Genomic DNA, 23,739 nt, shown 5'->3' with positions numbered 1-23,739 from the left:
GGTGTGGCCCCCCCCGGCCCCCCCCCCGCCGGGCGTGGCGCGGGAACGCTGGGCGTGAGCGCGTGTTCATGCGGCCCTCGGGACATCTCGGCCGGGATTTCGTAGGCTGTCGGTCGCCGCTCGCCACCCCCGACCGCGCCCCGCAGAGGACCGGATGCAGACCCTCAGACTTGTCAAGTACCTGACATCAGCAGCCGTGGCCCTCGCGCTGCTGACCCCGGCACCGACCGCGGCAGCCGCCGCCACCCGGGACGCCGCCGCCCAGGACGCCATCGCCTCCGCTTCCACCCCCGGGGCCGCTCCCCCGGCGGCGGCGGAGGACTGGCAGCCGCCCCTGTCCACCCGGGGCCGCTACATCGTCGACGCGCAAGGGCGCCGCTTCCGCCTGAAGTCCGCCAACTGGGACGGCGCCCAGGGCTCGTGGTCGGGCAGCGGCAGCACCGCCGATCCCGCCAACCACCACGCCGGCCAGAACTCCTCCGGCATACCCCTCGGCCTGGACCGCGCCCCGCTGTCGGAGCTGCTCGCCGACTTCCACCGGCTCGGCATCAACAGCATCCGGCTGCCGTTCTCCAACGAGATGATCCGCACGACGGCCCCGGTGCCGGACACGGCGGTCGCGGCCAACCCGCAGCTGCGCGGCGGCACCCCCCTTCAGATCTTCGACGCCGTCGTGGCCGCCCTCACCCAGGACGGGTTCGCGGTCATCCTCAACAACCACACCAACACCACCCGCTGGTGCTGCGGCGTGGACGGCAACGAACGGTGGAACAGCGCTCGGTCCACCCGGCAGTGGACGGACGACTGGGTCCTCATGGCCCGCCGCTACTCCGCCAACTCCCGCGTCGTGGGCGCGGACCTCTACAACGAGGTACGCCGTGACGTACTGGACGACCCCAACTGGGGCCTCGGCGACGACCACGACTGGTACGCGGCGGCCCAGCTCGCCGCGGACCGCATCCTCACCGAGGCCGACCCCGACCTCCTCATCGTCGTCGAGGGCATCAACTGGACCGGTCTGCCCGTGGACGGGCTGCCGCACGAGCGCCCCACCCTCACGCCCGTCCGCACGCTCTCGCACACCCTCCTGGACGCGCACAAGCTGGTCTACTCCGCCCACTTCTACGGCTACACCGGCCCCCGGCACAGCGGTGCCACCGGGATCGGCGAGACCCACGACCCGCGCTACCAGGACCTGACCCGCGACCAGCTGTCCCAAGTCCTCACCGACCAGGCCTTCTTCGTCACCACGGAGGGACAGCACTACTCCGCGCCCGTCTGGATCAGCGAGTTCGGCATCGGCGCCCAGGAGACCGGCGCCGCCGCCCGCGCCTGGTTCGGCAACCTCACCGACTACTTCGCCGACCACGACGCCGACTTCGCCTACTGGCCGCTGGTCGGCTGGGAGGGCCACGACGACTGGGCGCTGCTGCGCTACGACACCACGGGGCGACGGTTCGGCATCCTCGACCAGGCCGACTGGCGCGGCGCCGGCTGGGATCACCTCATGACGTCCGCGACCCGCACCGGGACCGTCCCGGCGGTGCCCGTCCGGCGCATGCTGGCCACCGACCACGGCGACGCGGTGCAGTCCCGGCGGGTACGGGCCGGCGGGGACTGGGACCCGGGGGCGTCCAAGGCCGCCTGCCCCGACGGCCTCCGGCTGATCGGCCTGAGCCACACCGGCGGCCGGGGCCTGTGCACCGACACGACCGGCGGCGACCTGCGGGCCGCGGGCGACACGCAGACGGCCGTCACCGACGAACGCCACGTCCCCGCAGGCGGCGACTGGGCCGGCGGCTACACCAAACTCCAGTGCCCCGCCGGGCAGTTCCTGATCGGCTACAGCCGCCGCGGGGAACGCGTGTCGGCAGCCCTGTGCGTGCCCGCCCGTACGACGCTGGGCCGGGCCGGACACACGGTCTGGTTCGACCGGTCCGACAACCGGCCCGCCGACACCGGCGGCGACTTCGCCCAGGGCCACTACAAGGGCCAGTGCGCCGCCGACGAGTACGCCGCGGGCATCGCCTTCACCACCCGGTTCGGCAGCACGCAGGGCCCCGCCGCCCTCCTGTGCGTCCCACTGGGCCCGTGAACACCGAACCCGCAACGGGCGGCGCACGCCCTTCCGTTGCGGGCTCGGACGCCCTGGCGTCCCGGAACGTCCGCGAAATTGTCCGTGATCGGTAACAGACGGATCCCGCCGCGCCTTTTCACCGTCCTGACAGCTGCAGGGGATCACCGGGGCACGGGATCCGCCGACACGACACGAACAGGGCAGACATGGCGCGGCATGGCGGGCGGGGATGGTACGGCCGGGTTCTCGCGGCGGCGGTCGGGGTGACGGCGGTGGCCGCCGCCGCCTCGGTGTGGACCGCGCAGGCCGGACCGGTGGACGGAGGGCAGGCGGGAGCGGGCGCCTCGGCGCGCCCCTCCGCCGCGGGTTCCGTGCCCGAGCGGGTGTCGGTGGACATCGCCCACGCCTCGGACGGTGGTGCCCGCGGCGTCAACATCACCATCGACGACGGTCCGGACCCCGACTGGACGCCTCAGGTCCTCCAGGTGCTGCGGGAGAACCATGTGAAGGCGACCTTCTGCATGGTGGGCACGCAGGCCCAGGCCCACCCGGACCTGGTCAAGGCCGTGGTGGCGGACGGGCACCGGCTGTGCAACCACACCGTTTCGCACGACACCACCATGGACACCAAGCCCGAGTCCTACCAGAAGCAGCAGATCCTGGACGCCGAACGGATGATCACCGAAGCCTCCGGGGGCGTCCGCCCGCTGTACTACCGGGCGCCGGGCGGCGCCTTCACCCCCTACAGCCGCGATCTCGCCGCTTCCCGCGGGATGCGGCCGCTGGGCTGGAACGTCGACACCAAGGACTTCGAACGGCCCGGCGCCGCCGCCATCGTCGCCACGGTCGAGAAGGAGGTGTCCAACGGCCCGACGGTCCTCTTCCACGACGCGGGCGGGGAGCGCTCACAGACCGTGGCGGCCCTGCGCGAGATCCTGCCGTGGCTGAAGGAGCAGGGGTACTCCTTCGGCTTCCCGGTGATCTGAGCGCGCGGTCACTCCACGCCGCGCCGGTCGTCCTCGCTCCAGGCCCGGGTGTCCCGGGGCTGGACGTAGGGTTCCTCGTCCTCGGGCAGCCCGCCGGCCACGGCCCGCTGGCGGGCCATTTCGGCGTCGAACTCCAGGCCCAGCAGGATCGCGATGTTGCTGATCCACAGCCACACGAGGAAGACGATCACTCCGGCGAGCGTGCCGTAAGTCTTGTTGTACGAGCCGAAATTGGCCACGTAGAAGGCGAAGCCGGCGGAGGCGATCAGCCAGATCACCAGCGCCAGCACGCTCCCGGGCGTGATCCACCGCAATCCGCGCCCCCGGACGTTCGGCGTCGCCCAGTACAGCAGCGCGATCATGACCGTGACCAGGACCACCAGCACCGGCCACTTCGCGATGGACCACACGGCCAGCGCCGTGTCCCCGATGCCCAGCGCGGCGCCGGCCTGGCGGGCCAGACCGCCGGTGAACACCACGATCAGCGCGCTGGCGACCGCGAGCACCAGAAGCACCACCGTCACCCCCACGCGCAGCGGCAGCACCTTCCACACCGGCCGCCCCTCGGGCATGTCGTACACCGCGTTGGCGCAGCGGATGAAGGCGGCCGTGTAGCCGGAAGCCGACCACACCGCCAGCACGAGACCGACGACCGCCATGACCGAGCCGACGCCACCCCGGCCCTGCAACTGCTGCACCGCGTCGCTGATGATGTCGCGGGCCGAACCCGGCGCCACCTTGCGGAGGTTGTCCAGGACCTCGTCGGTCGCCGACTTCCCCGCCAGTCCCAGGAGCGACACCAGCACCAGCAGTGCCGGGAACAGCGACAGCACCCCGTAATACGTCAGTGCCGCGGCCCGGTCCGTGAGTTCGTCGTCCTTGAACTCCCGCAGTACCCCTTTGAGCACGGCCGGCCAGGAGCGCTTCGGCAACTGTCCGGGCCCGTCCGGCGCCCGCCGTTCCACCTGCTCGTCCGGGCCCGCCGTGGGCTCCCGACCGGTCGTCGACGCCGTGGAGTCGTCATGGTCGGATGTCGATGTGCGTGCCATGACAACGGAGTAACCGCAACCGGCCGATCCATGCGTGGACCGGGGCAGCGGCGACCTCCCGCCGCGTCCGCCGGACCTGGCCGCCCGCCTGACGCCCCGACGCTACCCACGGGCCGCCGGTGGACGACGGCTTCCCGGACTCGGGCGGACGCGCGGAGCCCGTCGGGGCCGTTCAACGCGGCGCGGCGCGGCGGCCGTAGTGGCGGGCCAGGGCGTGGAAGGCCTGCTTCGGCTCCCAGTGCCAGCCGGCTTCCGGGTGACCGGGGCGCTCGTGAACGGTTCTGGTCACCGCGTAGGACGCCATGTCGAGGTCGTAGCGGGGATCGTCGGCGCGGTGCGGGGCGTCCGGGGTGACGAACTCGAAGGCCATCGCCGCGTACGGTCCCGTCGACTCGCACACGTCGAGGGGCGCGGTGACGTGGTCGGCCTGGGTGCGTTCACTGCGGACCAGGTGGCCCTTGATCTCCTCGGGGTCCTTGTCGTGGTCGACCACGTCCCATCCCATGCCGCCCGAGTCCGGGGCGCCCACGTAGGCGCAGGTGCCGAACTCGGTGATGGCCAGCGGCTTCCCCCGGCGCGTGTGGCGGCGCAGTTCCCTCACGTGGTCGGCGGGTCGCGGGAACGAGGAGTAGTAGTCGATGCCGACCGATGTCGAACAGGGACCAGTCGACCTGGTCGTCCTGTGCGGCGGCGTAGGACAGCCGGCCGTCGAAGACCGAGCGGCCGGTCCTGGCGGCCCGGGCCGTGAAGGCGTCCAGACGTCGTTGCATGACCACGGGGTCGTAGGCGCCGTTGATGAGGTTGCGTATGCGTTCCAGCACCGTCTCCCCCGGCACGATGCCGGGCACGAAGAGCCAGAACTCGCAGCCCACGCTGAAGTCGACGCTCTCGCCCTGCGGCGCAGCCGTTGCGCGACCCGGCCGGTCTCCGCGAGGTGCTCGAGGATGTCCCGGGCGGGGACGTCTCCCAGCGTGGGCTGGAGCCATACGTGCAGGCCGTGTTCGGCTGCCTCGGTCGCGGTCGCCGCGAGGCGTTCCACGCCGTCGCCGGTGACGTCGACCGTGTCGGCGTGCAGGTCGTGGCGGATGGCGCGGAGGTCCGCCCGCATCCGCTCGGCGGTCCACCCCGTGGCGGGGGTCTCGCCCTCCCCCACCGTGTAGACGACGCCCCGATGCCGCAGCCCGCGCCCCCGTCCCGTGGCGTCTGCCCGCCCCTCGGTGTCTGCCCGTCCCATGGCGTGTGCCTGTCCCGCCGGTCCGAGCACGGCCGCCGCGACCGCCGCCGTCCCGGCCAGGAACCCGGCCCGGCTGATCCGCTTGGTTCGCTCCATGCCCCCACGGTGCTGGAGGCACGCGGAGGACACAGTCGGCCGATGGTCTGGATCGTCGCGACGAAGGTCGGTGAGGGGGCCGGGCCGGTGGTCGTTCCGGCGGCCGGGACGCGTCCCAAAGGCGTCGCCCGGAGTGCGTCGCGCCCCGGCCGCCGTCGCCTCAGCCGACCGTGGCCTGCCCGTACGGCACGAGTCGTACGGGGCCCACGAGACCGAAGGCCTGCCGGGCGACGGCGCCGAAGACCGCGGGCTGGGCGACCCGGAGCCGGTTGACGAGGGGAATCGCCACCTCCACCTCGATGACGTTGCGGCCGCGCCGGAGCAGGGGGCCCACGTCGACGACCGGGTGGAGACGGTCGACGACCGGGGCGCCGGCGCCGTTGACGGTGACCCGGGCGGTGTCGGAGACCTGGCCGAGTTCCAGGTGGGCGCCGAGCGCGGAGGTCCACCCGGGCGGCAGGTCGATCGTCGTCCGGTAGCGTCCGATGCCCGCGGAGTCGGCCAGTTCCGGGATCCCCGACCAGGGCAGCAGGGTGTCGAGGGTCAGCGTGCGGTGGACGTGGTCGGTCCGGGTCGGGGCGGATCCGGGGTACCAGTCGTCGGCGTCCAGCTGCCAGCGGCTCGGGGTGATGGGGGCGGGTACGGACGGGATGGCCGTGGTGACCGTACGGCCCGAGGACAGCCGTGTCGTGCGGGTGCCCGCCTCGGTCGCACGGACCGTCAGCTTGTGGCCGTCGAACAGGACTTCGGACGCGTCCGTGTCGAGGACGTGCGGCCGTGCCCCGTTCCGGTCGCCGAAGAGTCCGGGACGGCCCAGGGCGACGATCGTCGCCTGGCCGGGCTGGAGGGCGACCCGCACGGTGACGTCGCCGCCGTCCTCGGTGTAGCGGGCGATCCGCGTGACCTCCCCCGTCCAGGGGTCCAGCAGGTACGGGATCGTCGTCCCGCCCCTTGTCCGGCGGGTGTGGCGCAGCGTCACCTCGTGGTCGATCGCGGCCACGGCCGGTTTGACCGTCTCCGCGTGCTTGCCGTTGCAGAAGTAGTAGAAGTCGGCGTCCCGGGTGACGCGGTGTGCGTTCAGGAGCGTGGAGGCGGTGGCGTGGCGCACGTCCGGGATGACTCCGAGCCCGGCGAGGGCGTCGCCCACGGCGGCCTTGTCGGTGATCCGGGTGACGTTGGGCAGCCCGAGCAGCCGGGCCACGAGCTCCCGCAGCCGGTCGCTCTCGCCGTCGTCGGGGACCCCCGGGGTGAGCGGCTGGTCGAAGGCGCCCAGCAGGACGATCGGCAGCCCGGCCTCGGCGAGCGTCAGCAGGCGGCGGGCGTCGGCCGTGGCGAGGGTGGGGGTGGAGGAGTAGAAGAAGTCGCCCTCGACGAACAGGGCCTTGTAGGCCGGTCCGTTCGGGGCGAGCCGGCCGCCCGAGACGGTGGCGTTCGGCAGGTCGAGCAGCGGGCCGCTGAGGAACTGGTGGGTCCAGCCGAGCGGGACGCCGGTCGCGGTGAACCAGGACGCGCCGATGCCGGTGGCGGCGTAGCCGGTCTGCCGGAAGACGGCGACGTCGGCGCGGGCGGTTCCGGACTGGAGTACGCCGTGCACACGGCCGAGGTAGGCGGCGATGTCCTCGACGTGCTGCCAGGAGGGCTGACGCGGTCCCCACGACTCGCCGTACCCGGAGGCGCCGTTGTAGGGGCTGAAGGCGGCGAAGCCGGGCCAGCTCGCGCCGGGCACGGTGGCGTAGGAGAACCCGTGGACGACGCTCTGGTTGACGCCGGCCGCGTAGGCGCCGCCCATGGTGCGCAGGAAGCGGTCCGAGGTGGTGCCGTACGCGGAGCCGTTGTAGGCGCCCGCCTCGCACGACAGCACCGTGTGGCCCGCCATGTCCCTGCCGCCCGCGAGACAGCGGTAGTCGTCGAGGTTCTTGAAGCCGAGGGATTCGCCCTCGGGGATGTCGAGGATCGCCGCGGACTCGATCGCGTCGGTCTGGAGTCCGTAGGGCTGGGCGCGCAGGGTCATGCCGAGGGAGTGCGCCCAGTCCCGCAGAGCGCGCAGGTGGTGCCGGTTGAAGAGTTCCGAGAAGGTCTCCCAGAAATCGTGTCTGATCTGCCGGGTCAGCTGCGCGTCGAACGCGAAGACCTGGTTGCTGTCGCTGAGGACGAGGGCGGGCAGGTAGGGCAGCAGGGGCCGGCCGGTGTGCTTCGCGAAGGCGTCCGGCAGCGAGGGAGTCCAGGTCAGGCCGTCCGTCTCCAGTTCCACGGAGTCCTCGAAGAACGCGCCGCCCGCGGCCTTCAGCAGGCTCCGCACGGTGGGGGTCAGCACCTGCTGCTCCCAGAAGCGGGTGACGGCCGCGGTGCCCGCCGGGTCGAGGTGGTCGACGACGTAGGCGGCGGGCGCGGAGTGCGGGCCGGACTCGGGCTGCTGACCGCTGCCGCGCGTCCAGTAGGAGATCAGCACCCAGTCCCCGGTGTCGGGGGCCGTCCAGGTGACGGTGCCGTCCTTGTCGACGGTGGCGGTGAGGTCGCGGACGCTGGAGGGGTCGAGTCCGGTCTCCTTGCGGGTGGAGTACGCGGGTTCGACGCGGGCGGCCTGTACGGCGAGGAGCCGCTGCCGGGTCACACCGGCGGCGGGCGCCTGCACGGGTGGCGGCACCGGCCCCCGGAAGGTGGCTCCGCCGCTCAACGAGGCGCGGCCGTACACGAGTTCCTTGGCGGCCGCCTCGTCGTCCGGGGTGACGCCGGGGACCGCGACGGGCCAGCTCGGGCCGAGTGTGAGGTCGATGGTGAGGCCGCGTCTCGCGGCCCGGCGCAGCGCGGCCTCGACGCCGTCGCGCCACGGCCGGCTGCCCCACCCGTGGTGCGCGGTGTCCAGGAGCGACTTGTCCTTGACGCTGTGATGGACGGCGGCGATCTCCGCGCCGCCGAATCCCGCGTCCGCGATCTGGTCGACCTCGCGGGCGATCTCGTCGGTGTTCACCAGCCCGTCCGGCCACCACCAGCGGAACTTGGGCCGCACCGAACGGGCGGGAGCGGCGAACCAGTCGGCGGCCGGTCCGGGCGCCCCGGTGGCGGACGGCGCCGCGGCGGCCGTCCCGGATCCCAGGGCGGCGACGATCCCGGCGGCGATGCCCGCCGTCGCTCCGGCGGCGAGCACCGCTCGCCGTGACATTCCGTCGCCCTGCTCGACCGGTTCCCGCATGAGCGCTCCCAGATGATCGTTCTCGGTGTTGAATCGTTTCAATTCGACTCGAACGCGGGAACGCTAAGCCTCGGTCCTGAGCAAGGTCAAGATGTCGGACGGATCAAGTCAGGGAAAGAACGCGGGTCATGGGAGCAGCTCATTCGTTCCCGGACGGCCCCGGTCGCCGAACTCACCCCGCGGACGCCGGTGCAGGACAGCGGGGCCCGGCTGCCCGAGGGGCAGCGCCGGCGCGGCGGACAGCGGGACGGCGAGCGCGTCCCGAGCGGGTTCCCGAAGGCGAAGAACGAGCCGGGCACGACCCGGCCCCCGACGGATTCCCCGCCGGGGGCCGATCTCCTGACCTCGACCGAGAAGGGTCAGATCCGACCGCCGGTGAGCCGGGTGAGAGGGCCCTGCGGGTGGCGGCCGGAGCGACGGCCCACGGCGTACGAGGCCGCGGTCAGCGCGGAGAGGCCGGCGCCGACACCGGCGGCGATCAGCTTCCGGTGCGCGATGACCGTCCAGGCCGTCTTTGCGGTCGCGGCGACCTGACCCGAGGTCGCGACGATCGCCTGACGGCCCGCCTCGACACCGCGCTGGGCACTGTGCGCCGCGCTCTGCACGGCACCCGTCGTCGCCTCGGCCGAGCGCTGGACTCCGGACCTGGTGGCCGATGCGGCGTCGTCCGTCTTCGTCGCGGCGCTCTTCGCGGCCCTGGCCGCCGGAGCGGTCGCCTTGTCCGCGGTGCGCCGGGCCTTGGACGCGGTCACCCGCTCGGCTGCGGACTGTTCATTCGTCTTCCTGTTCGGTTCACTCATGGACATCGCGTTGCCGCTCAACGCGACGGCAAACCCCTCCGGGCGCGCGACGTGGACGACACGGTCCCCTGACCGAGTTCGGCGATCGACTGTTCACCGGTCACAGAGGGAAGTGAGCCGTACCCGTCTGTCGTCGGCGCACGGGCGACGGCCACCGACCCGGCCGGCAGGTCCATGGGAGCCGACCCCGCCGACCCGCCCGTCGTGGAGGCGCCGACGCGCATGGTCCTTCGCCCGCACCGCGTCTGACGACCGGTCGGGTCTCAGCCGCCGCCCGGGGCCGTGCCGCCCTTGAGGCGTTCCAGGTCCGAGGGGCGGACCTGGATCACCACGATGGCGATCAGAGCGGCCAGGACCGTGAAGATCGCCGCCATGACGAAGGCGGCCGAGACGCCGGCCGTGAGAACCTCGTCGGACCAGGGGGCGGGAAGTTGCCCGGTGCGCCGGAAGTTCAGCCGCTCGGCCGGGGTCGCCTGGGCCAGGAAGTCGGGGACCTGCTTCTCCGCCTCGTTGCGGCTGGCCGTGCCGTACATCGTGACGAGGATGGACAGGCCGAGCGAACCGCCCACCTGCTGGGTGGCGTTGAGGAGTCCGGAGGCCGCGCCGGTCTCCAGCGGGGACACGTTGGAGAGCGCCATCAGCGTGAGCGACACGAACTCCATGCCCATGCCCAGGCTGAAGACGAGCATCGGGCCGAGGACGCTGCCCGCGTACGTGGAGTGGATGTCGGTCAGGGTCAGCCAGGACAGGCCTCCGGCCGCGAGGATCGCGCCCACCACCATGAAGGGCTTGGGACCGTACGTGGGCAGGAACCGTGAGGCGAGGCCGGCGCCGACCGCGATGACCGCGCTGACCGGCAGGAAGGCGAACCCGGCCGCGAGCGGGCTGAAGCCGAGCACGTTCTGCACGAAGAGCGTGAGGAAGAAGAACATGCCGAAGATCGCGGCGGCGAGGCACAGCATGATGCCGTAGGTGCCCGCCCGGTTGCGGTCGGCGAACATGTGCAGCGGTGTGATCGGCTGCCGGGAGCGCCGCTCGACCAGGACGAACAACGCGAGGACGACGACGGCCGCGACGAACGAGGCCACCGTGAGCGGGTCCCGCCACCCTTCCTGCGCGGCTCTGATGAACCCGTACACGAGCAGCACCATGCCCACGGTGGAGGTCAGCGCGCCGAGGATGTCGAAGTGGCCGGGGTGGCGTTCGGATTCCTTGATGTAGCGCGGTGTGGCGAGGGCGATGAGCAGTCCGATGGGAACGTTGACGAACAGCACCCATCGCCAGTTCAGATACTCGACGAGGATTCCGCCCGCGAGCAGGCCGATCGCGCCACCGCCCGCCGAGACCGCGGCGAAGACCCCGAACGCCCGGTTGCGCTCGGGTCCTTCCCGGAACGTCGTGCTGACCAGGGACAGGGCGGTCGGGGACGCGATGGCGCCGCCGACGCCCTGAAGGGCGCGCGCGGCGAGGAGTTGGGCCTCGTTCTGGGCGAGTCCGCCGAGCAGGGAGGCGAGGACGAAGAGCAGCACTCCGAAGATGAACACCCGCCGTCGGCCGAGGATGTCGCCGACCCGGCCCCCGAGCAGCAGCAGACCGCCGAAGGTGAGGGTGTAGGCGTTGACCACCCACGCCAGGCTGGTGGTGGAGAAGCCCAGGGAGCGCTGGATGTCCGGCAGCGCGATGTTCACGATGGTGATGTCCAGGACCACCATCAACTGGCACGAAGCGATGACCAACAGCGCCATCGCGTTGCCCCCACCGTCCTGTCGGGCGGTGGTCCGGGGCGCTGAGGTCGGCTGCGGAAGGCTGCTCATGACGTGTCGCCCGCTCGGGGGCGGGCCCTGGGAGAGGTCAGTGGACGGAGGCGTCCGCTGTCGGGTCCACCGTTAGACGCTACGCCCGTGGCCGGACCGTCACCACTCGATCATCCGTGGGCCGTCCGTGGCCCGTCCGCGGGCGCGGTACGCGTGGGCGAGCGTGCCCGCGCCGTGCCAGGACTCCCCCGTCGTCCTGGCACGGCCCGTGTCGCGGCGGTGCGCCGCGGCGATCACCAGGATGCGGGAGGGGCGGATGGTGTGTCGTTGGCTGACGGTCCACAACCGCTTGGCGGAGCGTCCACCGGCGGTGCCGGGGCAACGACGTCCCGCGCCTCGGTCAGCGCCTGTTCGCGCAGTTCGCTGGGCGGGAGGCCGTAGGCGGTGCGGAACGCCCGGGTGAACTCGGCCGCCCGGGGGTAGCCCCAGCGGGCGGCGACGGCGTGGATGGGCAGGTCGCGCAGTCGGGGGTCGGCGAGTTCGCGGCGCGCGTTCTCCAGCCGCTGGTCGCGGATGTAGGAGGCCACGGTGAGGCCTTCGGCCTGGAAGAGGCGGTACAGGTAGCTGCGGGAGACGTGGTGCGCGGCGGCGATCCCGGCGGGGGTCAGGTCCGGATCGTTGAGACGCCGGTGGATGAACGTCTTGACGTGGAGGGTGAGGGTGCGGTCGCGGGTCTCCGGCGGGAGCCGGAGGTCGGCGTCCACGGTGTGCGCGAAGAGGGCCGTGACCAGGTCCGCGACGACCGTGCCCAGCCGGGGTGCGTCCGAGGGCTGGTACGGGGAGGTGTCCGCGACCAGTTGGCGCAGGAACTGCGAGAGCAGTGCGCCGATCCCCTCGCGGCCGGACAGCAGGCTCCCCAGGACCTGATCCGCTCGCTGCCCGGGTACGGCCACGAGAGCACGCGGTACCTCGACGCCGAGGACGGTGACCGGCTCGGAGCCGGTGAGCACCTCCCACGACCGCGAGGAGGAGTTGATGTGGAAGTCGTTCATCCGGTAGGCGGCCTGCTGTCTGCCCCAGTCGGCCGCTCCCTCGCCCTTCAGCAGGAGGGAGAGGTGGTACGACTCGGGGTCGGACTGACGGATGAGTTTCGGCGTGCGACGGAAGACCAGGTGGTCGAAGGTGGCCGGCCACACGATGACGTCGCCCAGCGCGATCACGCGTTGGGAGCCGCGGTAGTCCGCGTGGCGGTCGCTGCTGAGCTGCATGGGCGCGTGGGTCCGGCCCATGCGCTCCGTCCACGCCTCGAACCGGTCGCTCACCGGCAGGTCCGTGGTGCGGAAGACCGACTCGTGCAGCACGAACGTAGTCAACCACACCGGCGTCACGGGCCTGTGGGCAGCGGTCGGGTCAGCTCAGGTGGGCGGTGTCGACGGTGATGGAGTCGGGGCCGGAGGCGGTGACGGTGATGTAGCCGGGATCGCCGTTGCGGTCGAGGAAGCACATCGCGTATCCGATGGAGACGGACGTCTTCCGTACCGGGTTGTCGGTGACGGCCTTGCGGCAGCCCTCCGCCGTGGGCACCTCGGACGAATCCCACGAGGCCAGTCTGCCGCTGGTGGACATCAGATAGCCGCCCTGGATGTAGAGGGCGTCCGTGCCGGCGCCGGCGACCACGGGCGGTGTGGGGGTGAAGTCGTAACCCGTGGGGGCTTTCTGACTGTCCGTCTGCTCCATGACGAAGCCGCGCACCAGCGCGGTCGAGGGCGAGGACGCCGAATCGGGCAGGGCGGCCGTGACCGCCGCGCCCCCTCCCCCGACGACCGCCACGGCGGTGAGTCCGGCGATCAGCGGATGGGCGTACGCCAGGCTGAGCAGGGGGCCGATCACCGGGATGGAGAACTTCATCTGGGTGTTCTTCTGCGTGATCCTGGCGCTGCCGCTCGCGGTCGCCGTCTGTGTCGAGGAGTGGTGGGTGCCGGGCTGGGGCGGCACGAAGGCGTCGTCGCGGGAGTCTTGGGCGCCGAGGTGCGCGCCGCGCGTGCGGTCGGTGTTCATGGCTCGGGACGCTAGCGACAGGCAACCCCGCGTTCTTGTTTTGTCCGAGATTGCCGCCAAGAGACCGCTTATAGGCGTTCGTTGCGACGCGCGCGACCGACGAGCGCAAAGCTTCCGACTTGCTACCGCACAGTCATATTACTGAACCGTAACCTACCGACCGCTACCCGAGGTAACCCCGCCCTCGCTACGGTCCTGACAGTTCGTCTAAGAGCGGTACGGCGCAACGGTGGACGACCGGAGCCCCGTACCGCTCGGTCGTCACGGTCCGTACCCCACCGGGCCGTCCGCAACCCGAGCCGCCAGACGAAGGCTCGGCCTCCCCCTCACCGGAGGTCCGCCATGCCCACCCCCACCCGCCTGCTGGCCGCGGCCGTCACCGCTGCCGCCTGCCTCGGTGTCACCGCCGTACCCGCCGACGCGACCTCGCAGTCGGACGCCGTGGTCTCGCGCGGCGTCACCATCCCCACGTTCTACAACCCGCCCGCCGCCCTTCCGGCGGCCGACGGCGCCCTGATCCGCTCCGAACCGCTCGCGCTGGCGTTGAGCCTGCCGGGCGTCGACGGACCGCTGCCGGGCACGGCGACCCGCCTGATGTACAAGTCCACGGACTCGGCCGGCCGCCCCATGGCGGTCACCGGCGCGTACATCGAACCGACGGCCCGCTGGACGGGCAGCGGACCACGGCCGCTGGTCGCCGTGGCCCCCGGCACGATGGGCCAGGGCGACCAGTGCGGCGCCTCCCTCGGCCTCGAGCACCCGCTCCTCGTCAACGGCCAGACGCTGTCGGTCGGTTACGAGGACCTGGCGATCTACCGTCTCCTCGCCCGGGGCATCGCCGTCGTGGTCACGGACTACACCGGGCTGGGCGCGACCGACCGGCTGCACACCTACGTCAACCGGGTCGACGAGGCCCACGCAGTCCTGGACGCCGTGCGCGCCGCCCGTTCCCTCGACGCCACGTCGCTGACGGCCGGCTCCCGCGTGGCACTGTTCGGCTACAGCCAGGGCGGCGGGGCCACGGCTGCCGCCGCCGAACTCCAGCCCTCCTACGCCCCCGACGTCACCCTCGCCGGGACCTACTCCGGGGCTCCGCCCGCCGACCTGGTCGCCGTCACCAAGGCCATCGACGGCAGCGACCTGGCCGGCGCCCTCGGCTGGTCGGTGAACGGCTTCCTGGAGTCCGACCCCGCTCTCGTGCCGATCGCCGAAGCGCACCTGAACGCGGCCGGCCGCGCCGCGCTCAAGGACCTGTCGACGATGTGCGTGGGCGACGCCCTCCTCTCCTACAACTCGGCGGACAGCACCGCCTGGACCACGGACGGGCGCTCGCTCAGCGACATCGTCCAGTCCGAGCCGGCCCTCAAGGCGTTCCTCGCCGACCAGCGCATCGGCACCCTGGAGCCGGCGTCTCCGGTCCGGGTGGCTACCGGCACCGCCGACGACCTGGTGCCGCACGCACAGGCGCGGGCCCTCGCCGTCGCGTGGTGCGCCAAGGGCGCCGACGTCACCTACAAGCCGGTGATCCTGCCCGGTCTCGGCCGGTCCCTGATCAACCACTTCACGCCGTTGCTCGTCGACCAGGGCGACGCGATCTCCTGGCTGACCGACCGGCTCAACGGCAGGCCGGCCACGTCCAACTGCGCCACCCTTCCTCTGCAACCCTGACACGAGTCAGCTGCGACTCTGACACGAGTCGGCCGACGGCGGCCGGTACCCGCGATCGCGAGGTACCGGCCGACGGCGGATCACCGATACCGGCCGGGCGCGTGGCCGCCGGCCGACGTCAGTCGGACAGGCCCAGACGGGCGACGATCCGTTTGCCGACCGTCTCCTGCGCGACGTCGAAGTCCTCCGCCACCGCCCTCACGATCTCCAGGCCGTGCTGGCCCACCCGCGTGGGATCCGGGGCACGGGGCACCGGCAGCACCGGATCGCTGTCCCAGACGACGATCTCCACCGCGGCCCCGGCGATGCGCAGCTGCAGCAGGACCGGCCCGGGCGCGTATCTCAGGGCGTTCGTGACCAGCTCGCTGACCACGAGCTGCGACAGATCCATCGCCCGGTCCGACACGGCCAGGCCGCCCCGGCTCCGCACGCGACTGAGGAAGTCGCCCGTGAGTCTGCGCGCCCGGGCGATACAACCGTCCTTGCCGTCCAGCGCCACCGTCGTCTCGGCAGGGTTCCCGTCGGGCACGGAGGAACCCTGGTCGGGCGGGACAGGTTCCATCCGCACCGCCTTCACTACCCCGTTCATATCGGCGCGACTACCCGCGAACCCACCCCCTACGCCCCAGTCGCACCATTCACCCGGTCATCGTGCCGCCGGTCGCCGGAAACGGCATCCGCGGGCCCGCCCGGCACACCGTCCGCGCCGGGCACGGCCCGCGCCCGGTCCCGGCGGGCCGCCGCGAACCCGGACGACGCCGCGAGGGCGCCGGCGCCGACCGCGAAGACGACCACGAACGTGTTCAGCGTGTCGTAGAGGCCTCTGCTCTCATAGGTGGTCCCGTCTAGGTGGTCCCGTCGTCGAGTACGCAGTCGAAGGCCGGCGGGAAGCAGGAGGCCCGGTGGGTCACGAGGCGCAGGCGGGTGTTCCGGGGGACCTCCTCCCCCCGGCGGGCCGGCGAGGGGGACGAGTCGGCGCCGGACCGGGACTCCGGGTCCGGGTCCGGGTCCGGGTGCAGTGCAGTGCAGTCTGTAACGCTTTTCGCGCCTCGCTCCAAGAACAGGTGTAGCGCCTTGAAGGAGCCTGGAAGGAGACGCCTGTGGACGACGCGGAACGGTTACGGGGTGGGCCCGCCGCGGCGGTACGTGACCCGCGGCTCTTCGAGGAGTTCTATCGCCGCCACGTGGACGCGGTGATGCGGTTCGTGGCCCGGCGGATCGACGATCCGCACAGCGCGGCCGACCTGACGGCCGAGATCTTCCTCGCCGTCCTGCACTCGGCGCACTCCTACCGGCCGCACCTCGGCAGTGAGACGGCCTGGCTGTTCGGCATCGCTCGCAACACGGTGGCGTCGGAGCGCCGCCGGGTCGCCCGGGAGGCCGAACGCGACCTGCGCTTCTCCGGGCGGCGACTGCTCGAGGCCGACGACATCGTCCGTATGGAGGACCGACTGGACGCGGAGAGCCCGGGGCGGCGCGCCCTGGCCGCGCTGGCGCGACTTCCCGAGGGCGAGCGGGCCGTCATGGAGTTGATCGCGGTGGACCAGCTCACGGTCACGGAGGCGGCGGCCGCGCTGGGGATACGCCAGGTCACGGCCCGCGTACGACTGCACCGGGCGCGCAAGGCGCTGCGGCGGGAGGCGGAGGCCCGGGCCACGGAGACACCTCCGCCCGCCGCCCGCCCGGGCTCCGCGCCGGCCACGACGCCGGACACAGCACTGCTGTACATCGCGAGGGGGCGAGCATGAGCACGAGGCGGACGTTCGAGGACCGGCTCCTGGACGAGCTCAAGGCGGAGATCGAGCTGCGCGAGACAGGAGTCCGCCGGACCGGGCCGACCTCCGTCGAACCCGGTGGCGGCGGAACGAGGGCGGCCGTGCGCCGGCTCTTCACCCCGCCCCGGATCGCCGTCGTCGCGGCGGCCTGCGCGGTGGCCTGGTTCGGCGCGGCGGTGGCGCCCGGATCGTCGTCGTACTCGACGGCGTACGCGGTGGAGCGCCACGGAGACGGCACTGTCACGCTCACCGTGAAGGACCGGTCAATCGATGTCGCGGCCCAGCGCGAACTCGCGACGAGGGTGAACCCGTGGGGCATCGAGGTGACCATCGACGTGCTGGCACCGGGCTATGTCTGCGAGCGCAGCGGGTTCACCCCGCTCCCGGTCCGGGCCCTCGACAGGGACGGCAACCGCGTCCCGGTCATTCCGGTCAAGGCCGGTTGGGACTTGACCCTGCGCCGGGGCAACGTACTGACCTTCGAGAACATGGAGGGCATGTCCCGGCCGCGCGCGGTCGAGTTGTACCCCACCAGGAGCCAGGCCGAGCCCTGCGTTCCGATGAAGGTCGCCCTGCCGGACGACTAGCGCCCGCCCCAGCCTGACGAACCCCTCAACCGACAGGATCCGGTCCACGTATGCAACCCCCGCCCTTGGTTCCTCCACGCCCGGAGAAGTCACCCTCAGTAATCGCACGGTCACTCGATATCATCCGGCCGACACGACTGGGCTGGCTCGACGCGCTGCGCGCCGTCGCGGCTCTCGCCGTCGTCTTCGACCACTCGTCGTACGCGTTCCTGCCGGAGCTCCGGCGGGAACTGATGCCGCAGTTCAACATCGGCAGGTACGGCATCATGCTGTTCTTCCTGGTGAGCGGGTACATCGTCCCCGCGTCGCTGGAACGCCGTGGCTGCGTCCGGACGTTCTGGATCGGACGGGCGTTCCGCATGTACCCGCTGTGGGCGGCCGCCGTCACCGCGGTGCTCGCGCTCGACCTCCTGGACATCGCCGAGTTACGCGCCGGTCCGGGCCGGCAGAGCCTCACCACGGTCGCGGTCGCCCACATGACCCTGCTCCAGGAGCTGCTGGGGACGCCCAGTCTCCTGCTCGTCCTGTGGACCCTCTCCTACGAGATGGCCTTCTACCTGCTGGTCGTCGCGCTCTTCACGGTCCGTCTGCACCGTCGATCGGCGGCGGCCGCCGTCACCCTCGCCGTGCTCGCCGCCGTGAGCGCGGCAGTGGGGGGCACGCTGCCCGCCTCCGCGCTCTCCCGCGCGGTCGGCACCGGCCCGCTGGTCGGGCTCGCCACGATCGCCCTGACGCTCGCCATCTGCTGTGCGAGCGCCGGGACACCCGCGCTCCGAGTGGCCGGCGGCGTGCTGGGCGGGGTGTCGGCGCTCGTCCTGGTCGCTTTCAACGGCACCGTCGCGATGTGGGAGGGCCTGGTGATCCTGGCCGTGATGTTCCTCGGCACCGCGGTCCACCGGGCCGAGAACGGTGCGAGCGGCCGGCGCCGCGTGGCCGGCACGGCCGCCGTGGTGGTCGCCTGCGCCGTGGGGAGCGCGTACCGGTACGGCGACGGCGCCCACTCCACCCGGCGCGGCTGGATCCTGGCGTTCCTGCTGGCCGCGCTCACCTTCGGCGCCGGACTGGCGGCGCGCCACCGGCGTGTACCGCGCCCGCTGACCGCACTGGGAACGATCAGCTACTCGGTCTACCTGGTGCACCCTGTGCTGCTGACGGTGACCGACGGCACGGTCGGCCGGTGGCGGCACGACGTTCCCGCGCTGGAGGCGGCGTTCCTCGCCGTGCTGCTGCCGCTGTGCGCACTGACCTACCGGTACGTCGAGATACCGGGTCAGGCGTGGGGCCGCAGACTGGCGCGCCGCGTCCAGCCGGGATCACGCGGAGGCGGTCAGCCGATGTGGTAGCTGTCGCCGTACACCTTCCAGTCCAGGGGCGGGTCGAGGTCGAGGTTGCCGTTGCGCAGGAAGACGCGCTGGGCGGTGTCTACCCGGCTGGTGTCGCTGTGCGCCTCCTCCTGCTTCATGGCCCGGACCCGGGCGTCGAGGAAGGCGTTCAGATACGTCGTCTCGTCGCCGCCCCGGGCCGGAGGCTTCGCCTTGGTCAGCGCGCGCTTGCGAATGTTGCGGAAGCTGGTGGGGTCGGTTCCGTCGCCGTGCATGACGATGGCGTCGTAGTAGGCGAACTGACCGAGGGCCCGCAGGCCGTCCGTCTTGCCCTGCCGGACGGCGGGGTTGAAGTAGACGCGGTCGCGCTCGTCGTTCTGGGCCTGCTGGAACGCCGTGTCCTGGGCGGCCTTGCGCCAGCCCTTCGGGTAGTTCGGGTCGAGACCGGAATGCGAGTCGGTGCCGTCGACCTCGCGCAGGGCGGGCAAATACTCGGCGAGGACGTTGCCTGGCTTGCGGTCGCTGTAGAGCTGCACGAGGTCGAGCATGTCGTGGGTGCCGGAGCAGAAGCCGATGATGCCGGCGGTGTAGCCGCGGCCGTCGCCGATGTCCTCGATGTACTGGTACTGGGCCTTCCAGTCGAGCGAGGAGTTCTCCGCGCTCGACACCAGTTTCATGGCGATCTCCTTCTTCGCCGGGTCGTCGAGGCCCTTCGCCGCGGGCGCGGCGGTCGCCTGCCGGGCGGCGAGGAGCGGCGCGGCCGCCAGGGCGCCGGTGAGGGCGAGGAAGAGGCGGCGGGAGGTGGGGGTGAGGCCGTCGACCGGCCGGGATATGTGCACCACAGTGGCTCCAGGTGGGGAGTGGGGGGTGGGGTGACTGCCGCACTGCAACTGACAGGAAAGTTTCCTATCAGCGCTGGGCGACAGAAGTAACCCATCGAAGCCATGTTCGTACGATCGAACGAACGGCCGCCTCGCGGATCACACCCACCGTTGCCGCCTACCGAACCCCCACCGCTGATCGGAGAGCGGCAGACCCATTCGTCATCCGCATCATCCCGATAAGCTCTGAATTGTGATCAGACCAGCACGGCTCCCGCGCCGCCACCGCCCCTCCGGCGGTCAGCGGCAGGCCGTACGGCTGTCACCGGTGTTCGTCACCGTCCTCATCGCCGGCCTGGCCTTCGCCACTCCGAGAGAGGTCGCCTTCAGCCGCCTCCTGCCCGCGGCGCCCGCCCTCGCGGCCGCGGTGTGGCCCGTGCTCCCGACGGTCCTGCTGGGGGCGTTCTGCCTTCTGGTCATGATCGGCATCAGCTTCTTCCACTCCGATCTGGGAACGCCGTACACGGCTGCCGCGATCGCCGCGGTCACCTTCGCGGCCGCATACGCGAGCCACCTCCGACTCCAGCGCGAGGAGACGCTCTTCCAGGTCCGACTGGTCGCCGACGCAGCCCAGAAGGTGCTGCTGCGCCCGCTGCCGCACCGCATCCAGGGCATCGAGATCGAGTCGCTGTACCGGGCGGCCCAGGAGCAGGCCCGGATCGGGGGCGACTTCTACGAGGCGGCCGACACGCCGTACGGAGTCCGCCTGCTCATCGGCGACGTACGCGGCAAGGGCCTGTCAGCGGTGGGGGCGGCCGCGGCGGTGATCAACTGCTTCAGGGAGAACGCGTACGACCAGCCCGACCTGAAGGGCCTGATCCATCGCCTGCAGATCACCATGACCCGCTACAGCGCCGCGATCCCCGCCGACGATCAACAGGAGCACTTCGCCACCGCTCTGATCACCGAGATCCCCTACGGCGGCAGGCACGTCAAGGTCCTCAACTGCGGGCACCCGCCACCGGTGTTCGTGCAGCGCGGCGAGATCCACGTTCTGGAGCCCACCCGGCCCTCCACACCCCTCAACCTCGCGGCGCTCCTCGGAGACCACTACCACGTGGACACCGTCGCCTTCGTCCCCGGCGATCAGATGCTGCTCTACACCGACGGCGTAACGGAAACCCGCGATCGCGACGGCACATTCTTCCCGCTGCCCGACTGGATGCGCCGGCACCGCGCGGCCCCTCCCCGTGAACTGCTCAACCAGCTTCACCGGGACTTGCTCCGCTACGCCGGCGGCCGGCTCGACGACGACATCGCGGCCCTCGCCGTACGCTGCCGACACGTCTCGGCTCAGGAGCCCTAGCCGTCGCATTCGCACATCCTGGACTTCCGGCCGCGCAGGGTGTGCCGCTGACTGACAGCCCCGGGCAGGCCCGCACTGCGGTGTTCCGGACCGCTTCTCAGCCGATCCGCCAGGGACGGAGCTTCTCGGGGTTGCGCACCGCCCAGATGTGCCTGATCCGGTCCCCCGCGATCTCGAACGCGAACACGGTCGCAATGTCGCCGTCCTGCTGCGCCACCAAGCCGGGCAGGCCGTTGACCGTGCACTCCAGGAACGTCGTGCGGTCGCCCGCCACCCGGGAGATCTCGGCGTAGGCATGTGCGATCTGCTCACCGCCCACGATCGGATGCAGATGGGTGACGGCCAGCCCGCCGCCGTCGGCGGTCGCGGTGGCGTCGGGGTCGAGCAGGCCGATCAGGGCGTCGATGTCCTTGGCCTCCCACGCAGTTCTGAACCGCCTGACGATGCCGGCCTGCCCCGCACTCGGGCCCGCCGGGGTCTGAGCGGTGCGGAGGCGACGGCGGGCCGACGAGGCCAGTTGGCGGCACGCCGCCGGGGTGCGGCCGACGATCTCGGCGACCTCGCCGAACGGGTAGCGGAAGACATCGTGCAGGACGAACGCGACGCGCTCGGCCGGGGTCATCGCATCGAGGACGACCAGGAAGGCCATCGTCACCGACTCGTCGAGGGTGACCCGATCGGCCGGGTCGGTCCCGCCGACGCCGGAGCCCCCGGTGATCCACTCCGTGGGCTCGGGCAGCGGTTCCGGGATCCAGTCGCCCACGTACGTCTCCCGCCTGGCCCGCGCCGAGCCGAACAGGTTCAGGCAGATGCGGCTGGCGACCGTCACCAGCCAGGCGCCGGGCGACTCGATGGCCTGCTGCTCCCGTGCGGACATGGCGTACCAGCGGGCGTAGGTCTCCTGCACGACGTCCTCGGCGTCGGCAAGGGACCCGAGAAGTCGATAGGCGAGGTTGATCAGCCGACGCCGCTCGCTCATGATCACGCTGAGGTCCGGATCGCTCTGGTCGTCGCCGGGCTCGGCTCCGGTGGTCATGGTCTGCCCGTCTCCCTCGCTCGCTGCTGTGCCTCTACCCGTTACGACAGAACAGCGCACCGGACTGTGAGGTTGACGCGCCGCCTCACATTCCGAAGGGCCGCGTTGTCTTACCGGTGAGGACGACCACACGACGGAGAGGGAACTCGGATGAACGACTTCCAGGCCACCGCGGACCGCGTCGAGATCGAGGCACTGCGCGGCGAGTTCGCCGACGCGGTGATGATGCGCGACCGACCCCGCCTGGCGTCACTGTTCACACCGGACGGCGCCCTGCGCATGCCCGACATCCCCGCAGAGCAGGTCGGCCGCGAGGAGATCCGCGCCGGGGGCGAGCGGCTGCAGAAACAGTGGGACTTCTTCGTACAGACCACACACCCCGGCACGATCCTGCTCGACGGCGACACCGCGACCGGCCGCGCCTACATCCAGGAACTCGTGCGCACCCTCGACGGATATCAGGGTCTGAACTACGCCATCTACCACGACCGCTATCAGCGCACCGCGGAGGGCTGGAAGTTCGCCGAGCGGGTGTACGAGGTCAGGTACCTCGACACCTCCCCGCTGGCGGGCACGGCGCCCCACGCGGCACAGGGCGCCGGGACCGACCGGGCAGACGCCACGGCCACCCCGGCTCCGGCCGCGTCCTTCGCCGACCCGGCATCGGCCGAGCAACTGGACCGGGTGGCCGCCGCGCTGCGTGCCAACGGCTTCGCCGCCGAGATCCTCGACGACGCCGCCGCCGCGCGCGTCCGCGTCAAGGACCTGATCCCCGAGGGCGCCGGCGTGTTCACCGGGGCCAGCGAGACCCTGCGACTGTCCGGCATCGACGAGGACATCAACACCGGCGACCGGTACGACGCCATCAGGCCGCGCGTCCTGGACATCGACCGTGCCACCGGCGCCGACGAGATCCGAAGGCTGGTCGCCAGTCCCGACTTCGTCGTCAACAGCGTCGCAGCGGTCACCGAGACCGGCTCGCTCGTTCTCGCCTCGGGCAGCGGCAGCCAGTTCCCCGCCAACGCGGGAGGCGCCGCCCATGTCGTCTGGATCGTCGGCGCGCAGAAGGTCGTGCCCGACCTGAGCACCGCGCTGCGCCGCGTCGAGGAGCACGCCCTCCCGTTGGAGAACGCCCGCGCCCAGGCTGTGTACGGGATGCCCAGTGCCGTCAACCGCCTGCTCATCGTCAACGCCGAACCCCGCCCAGGGCGTTGCACCGTGCTCCTTCTGCGCGAGGCCATCGGATACTGACCAGGCCCAGGGGCGTGTCGGGTGGGAAGGTACGCTGCCGAAGTGATCCTTCCGACGGTCAACGAGGTACGCGCGCTGCACGAGCGGTACGCGCCGTCGCATGAGGCCCTGGACCTCGTCCTCACCCACTGCGAGATCGTCAGCGGCATCGCCGAGCAGCTTGTGGCACGGACAGACCTCCCCCTCGACGCCGACCTCGTCCGTGTCGGCGCCCTGCTCCACGACATCGGCGTCTACCGGCTCTACGACCAGTGCGGCCGGCTCGATCACCGCAACTACATCCGCCATGGCGTGCTCGGCCACGAGATCCTGCGCGAGGAGGGGTTCCCGGAGCGCCTGCGCCGCTTCTGCTCCTGCCACACGGGAGTCGGTCTCACCCGGCACGACATCCGCCATCAGGGGCTCGCCATACCCGAGGCGGACTATCTGGCCGAGACCGTCGAAGAGCAACTGGTCATGTATGCGGACAAGTTCCACAGCAAGACGACTCCCCCTACGTTCCTCACCGCCGACTCCTACGCCACGCGCGTGGAGAGGTTCGGCTCGGACAAGGTCCACGCGTTCGGCCTGCTGCGCGCCCGGTTCGGCGAACCCGACCTGACCTCGGACAGGGCGCGATACGGCCACGGGCAGGCTTGAGGCCGCCCCCGTAGCCGAACTCGCACGGGA

General features: G+C 71.7%; 18 protein-coding genes and 1 pseudogene. 9 read left to right on the top strand and 10 right to left on the bottom strand.

Annotated features, from left to right (window positions below):
• Nucleotides 1–154 precede the first annotated feature (154 nt).
• Together ACFWBD_RS28785 and ACFWBD_RS28780 are read left to right on the top strand one after the other, a co-directional pair.
• The gene (locus tag ACFWBD_RS28785; RefSeq protein WP_385672780.1) at nt 155–2,095 is read left to right on the top strand and encodes a glycoside hydrolase family 5 protein; all 1,941 of its coding nucleotides are present in this window, start codon (nt 155–157) and stop codon (nt 2,093–2,095) included.
• A gap of 188 nt (nt 2,096–2,283) precedes the next feature.
• The gene (locus tag ACFWBD_RS28780) at nt 2,284–3,063 is read left to right on the top strand and encodes a polysaccharide deacetylase family protein (RefSeq protein WP_385672777.1); all 780 of its coding nucleotides are present in this window, start codon (nt 2,284–2,286) and stop codon (nt 3,061–3,063) included.
• Nucleotides 3,064–3,071: 8 nt separating this feature from the next.
• Here the strand turns inward: ACFWBD_RS28780 and ACFWBD_RS28775 are convergent, their stop codons facing one another.
• The 7 genes and pseudogenes from ACFWBD_RS28775 to ACFWBD_RS28745 form a co-directional block, all read right to left on the bottom strand.
• Entirely contained in the window at nt 3,072–4,112 is a 1,041-nt protein-coding gene (locus tag ACFWBD_RS28775; protein WP_385672774.1) for a YihY/virulence factor BrkB family protein, read from the bottom strand.
• Nucleotides 4,113–4,284: 172 nt separating this feature from the next.
• Nucleotides 4,285–5,442: pseudogene (locus ACFWBD_RS28770) on the bottom strand (abortive phage infection protein).
• Between the two features lie 160 nt (nt 5,443–5,602).
• Entirely contained in the window at nt 5,603–8,632 is a 3,030-nt protein-coding gene (locus ACFWBD_RS28765) for a glycosyl hydrolase (protein WP_385672772.1), read from the bottom strand.
• Nucleotides 8,633–8,991: 359 nt separating this feature from the next.
• Complete coding sequence (locus ACFWBD_RS28760) at nt 8,992–9,438, bottom strand: hypothetical protein (protein ID WP_385672769.1); 447 nt, start codon at nt 9,436–9,438, stop codon at nt 8,992–8,994.
• A gap of 257 nt (nt 9,439–9,695) precedes the next feature.
• Nucleotides 9,696–11,177: an MFS transporter gene (locus tag ACFWBD_RS28755; protein ID WP_385672818.1), complete on the bottom strand. Its 1,482-nt coding sequence runs from the start codon at nt 11,175–11,177 to the stop codon at nt 9,696–9,698.
• Between the two features lie 302 nt (nt 11,178–11,479).
• Nucleotides 11,480–12,559, bottom strand: coding sequence for a helix-turn-helix domain-containing protein (locus ACFWBD_RS28750; RefSeq protein ID WP_385672766.1), 1,080 nt, complete (start codon nt 12,557–12,559; stop codon nt 11,480–11,482).
• A gap of 37 nt (nt 12,560–12,596) precedes the next feature.
• Entirely contained in the window at nt 12,597–13,244 is a 648-nt protein-coding gene (locus ACFWBD_RS28745; RefSeq protein WP_385672763.1) for a hypothetical protein, read from the bottom strand.
• Nucleotides 13,245–13,586: 342 nt separating this feature from the next.
• On the opposite strand from ACFWBD_RS28745, the gene ACFWBD_RS28740 reads away from it, so the two are divergent.
• Nucleotides 13,587–14,912, top strand: a complete 1,326-nt coding sequence (locus ACFWBD_RS28740) for an alpha/beta fold hydrolase (protein ID WP_385672761.1) — start codon at nt 13,587–13,589, stop codon at nt 14,910–14,912.
• Nucleotides 14,913–15,030: 118 nt separating this feature from the next.
• Here ACFWBD_RS28740 and ACFWBD_RS28735 read toward each other — a convergent pair whose 3' ends face one another.
• Complete coding sequence (locus tag ACFWBD_RS28735) at nt 15,031–15,474, bottom strand: ATP-binding protein (protein WP_385672758.1); 444 nt, start codon at nt 15,472–15,474, stop codon at nt 15,031–15,033.
• Between the two features lie 538 nt (nt 15,475–16,012).
• Here ACFWBD_RS28735 and ACFWBD_RS28730 point away from each other — a divergent pair.
• From ACFWBD_RS28730 to ACFWBD_RS28720, 3 genes are all read left to right on the top strand, one after another.
• A complete protein-coding gene (locus ACFWBD_RS28730) occupies nt 16,013–16,660 on the top strand; it encodes an RNA polymerase sigma factor (RefSeq protein WP_385672756.1) in 648 nt (215 codons plus the stop codon).
• The gene (locus ACFWBD_RS28725; RefSeq protein WP_385672753.1) at nt 16,657–17,274 is read left to right on the top strand and encodes a hypothetical protein; all 618 of its coding nucleotides are present in this window, start codon (nt 16,657–16,659) and stop codon (nt 17,272–17,274) included. The genes ACFWBD_RS28730 and ACFWBD_RS28725 overlap by 4 nt, the downstream gene beginning before the upstream one ends.
• Nucleotides 17,275–17,396: 122 nt before the next feature.
• Nucleotides 17,397–18,617: an acyltransferase family protein gene (locus tag ACFWBD_RS28720; RefSeq protein ID WP_385672816.1), complete on the top strand. Its 1,221-nt coding sequence runs from the start codon at nt 17,397–17,399 to the stop codon at nt 18,615–18,617.
• On the opposite strand, the gene ACFWBD_RS28715 is transcribed toward ACFWBD_RS28720, so the two are convergent.
• Complete coding sequence (locus tag ACFWBD_RS28715) at nt 18,602–19,438, bottom strand: chitosanase (protein ID WP_385672750.1); 837 nt, start codon at nt 19,436–19,438, stop codon at nt 18,602–18,604. The genes ACFWBD_RS28720 and ACFWBD_RS28715 overlap by 16 nt on opposite strands.
• Before the next feature lie 307 nt (nt 19,439–19,745).
• Here ACFWBD_RS28715 and ACFWBD_RS28710 point away from each other — a divergent pair, with 307 nt between their 5' ends.
• Nucleotides 19,746–20,783, top strand: a complete 1,038-nt coding sequence (locus ACFWBD_RS28710; protein ID WP_385672813.1) for a PP2C family protein-serine/threonine phosphatase — start codon at nt 19,746–19,748, stop codon at nt 20,781–20,783.
• 97 nt (nt 20,784–20,880) lie between these two features.
• On the opposite strand, the gene sigJ is transcribed toward ACFWBD_RS28710, so the two are convergent.
• A complete protein-coding gene (sigJ, locus tag ACFWBD_RS28705; protein ID WP_385672747.1) occupies nt 20,881–21,819 on the bottom strand; it encodes an RNA polymerase sigma factor SigJ in 939 nt (312 codons plus the stop codon).
• Between the two features lie 150 nt (nt 21,820–21,969).
• Here sigJ and ACFWBD_RS28700 point away from each other — a divergent pair, with 150 nt between their 5' ends.
• Nucleotides 21,970–23,070, top strand: coding sequence for an LUD domain-containing protein (locus tag ACFWBD_RS28700; protein ID WP_385672744.1), 1,101 nt, complete (start codon nt 21,970–21,972; stop codon nt 23,068–23,070).
• Nucleotides 23,071–23,112: 42 nt separating this feature from the next.
• Nucleotides 23,113–23,709, top strand: coding sequence for an HDIG domain-containing metalloprotein (locus tag ACFWBD_RS28695; protein WP_385672741.1), 597 nt, complete (start codon nt 23,113–23,115; stop codon nt 23,707–23,709).
• The last annotated feature ends 30 nt before the right edge of the window (nt 23,710–23,739 follow it).

Source organism: Streptomyces sp. NPDC060002 (assembly GCF_042737245.1).
GTDB lineage: Bacteria > Actinomycetota > Actinomycetes > Streptomycetales > Streptomycetaceae > Streptomyces.
The sequence above is the reverse complement of the archived record's forward strand: the minus strand, read 5'-3'. Positions and strand labels throughout refer to the sequence as shown.

Bases quoted from the DNA above. Each gene is read 5' to 3' on its own strand.
- ACFWBD_RS28785 (WP_385672780.1), top strand. From the start codon at position 155: ATGCAGACCCTCAGACTTGTCAAGTACCTGACATCAGCAGCCGTGGCC.
- ACFWBD_RS28780 (WP_385672777.1), top strand. From the start codon at position 2,284: ATGGCGCGGCATGGCGGGCGGGGATGGTACGGCCGGGTTCTCGCGGCG.
- ACFWBD_RS28775 (WP_385672774.1), bottom strand. From the start codon at position 4,112: ATGGCACGCACATCGACATCCGACCATGACGACTCCACGGCGTCGACG.
- ACFWBD_RS28765 (WP_385672772.1), bottom strand. From the start codon at position 8,632: ATGCGGGAACCGGTCGAGCAGGGCGACGGAATGTCACGGCGAGCGGTG.
- ACFWBD_RS28760 (WP_385672769.1), bottom strand. From the start codon at position 9,438: ATGTCCATGAGTGAACCGAACAGGAAGACGAATGAACAGTCCGCAGCC.
- ACFWBD_RS28755 (WP_385672818.1), bottom strand. From the start codon at position 11,177: ATGGCGCTGTTGGTCATCGCTTCGTGCCAGTTGATGGTGGTCCTGGAC.
- ACFWBD_RS28745 (WP_385672763.1), bottom strand. From the start codon at position 13,244: ATGAACACCGACCGCACGCGCGGCGCGCACCTCGGCGCCCAAGACTCC.
- ACFWBD_RS28740 (WP_385672761.1), top strand. From the start codon at position 13,587: ATGCCCACCCCCACCCGCCTGCTGGCCGCGGCCGTCACCGCTGCCGCC.
- ACFWBD_RS28735 (WP_385672758.1), bottom strand. From the start codon at position 15,474: ATGGAACCTGTCCCGCCCGACCAGGGTTCCTCCGTGCCCGACGGGAAC.
- ACFWBD_RS28725 (WP_385672753.1), top strand. From the start codon at position 16,657: ATGAGCACGAGGCGGACGTTCGAGGACCGGCTCCTGGACGAGCTCAAG.
- sigJ (WP_385672747.1), bottom strand. From the start codon at position 21,819: ATGACCACCGGAGCCGAGCCCGGCGACGACCAGAGCGATCCGGACCTC.
- ACFWBD_RS28700 (WP_385672744.1), top strand. From the start codon at position 21,970: ATGAACGACTTCCAGGCCACCGCGGACCGCGTCGAGATCGAGGCACTG.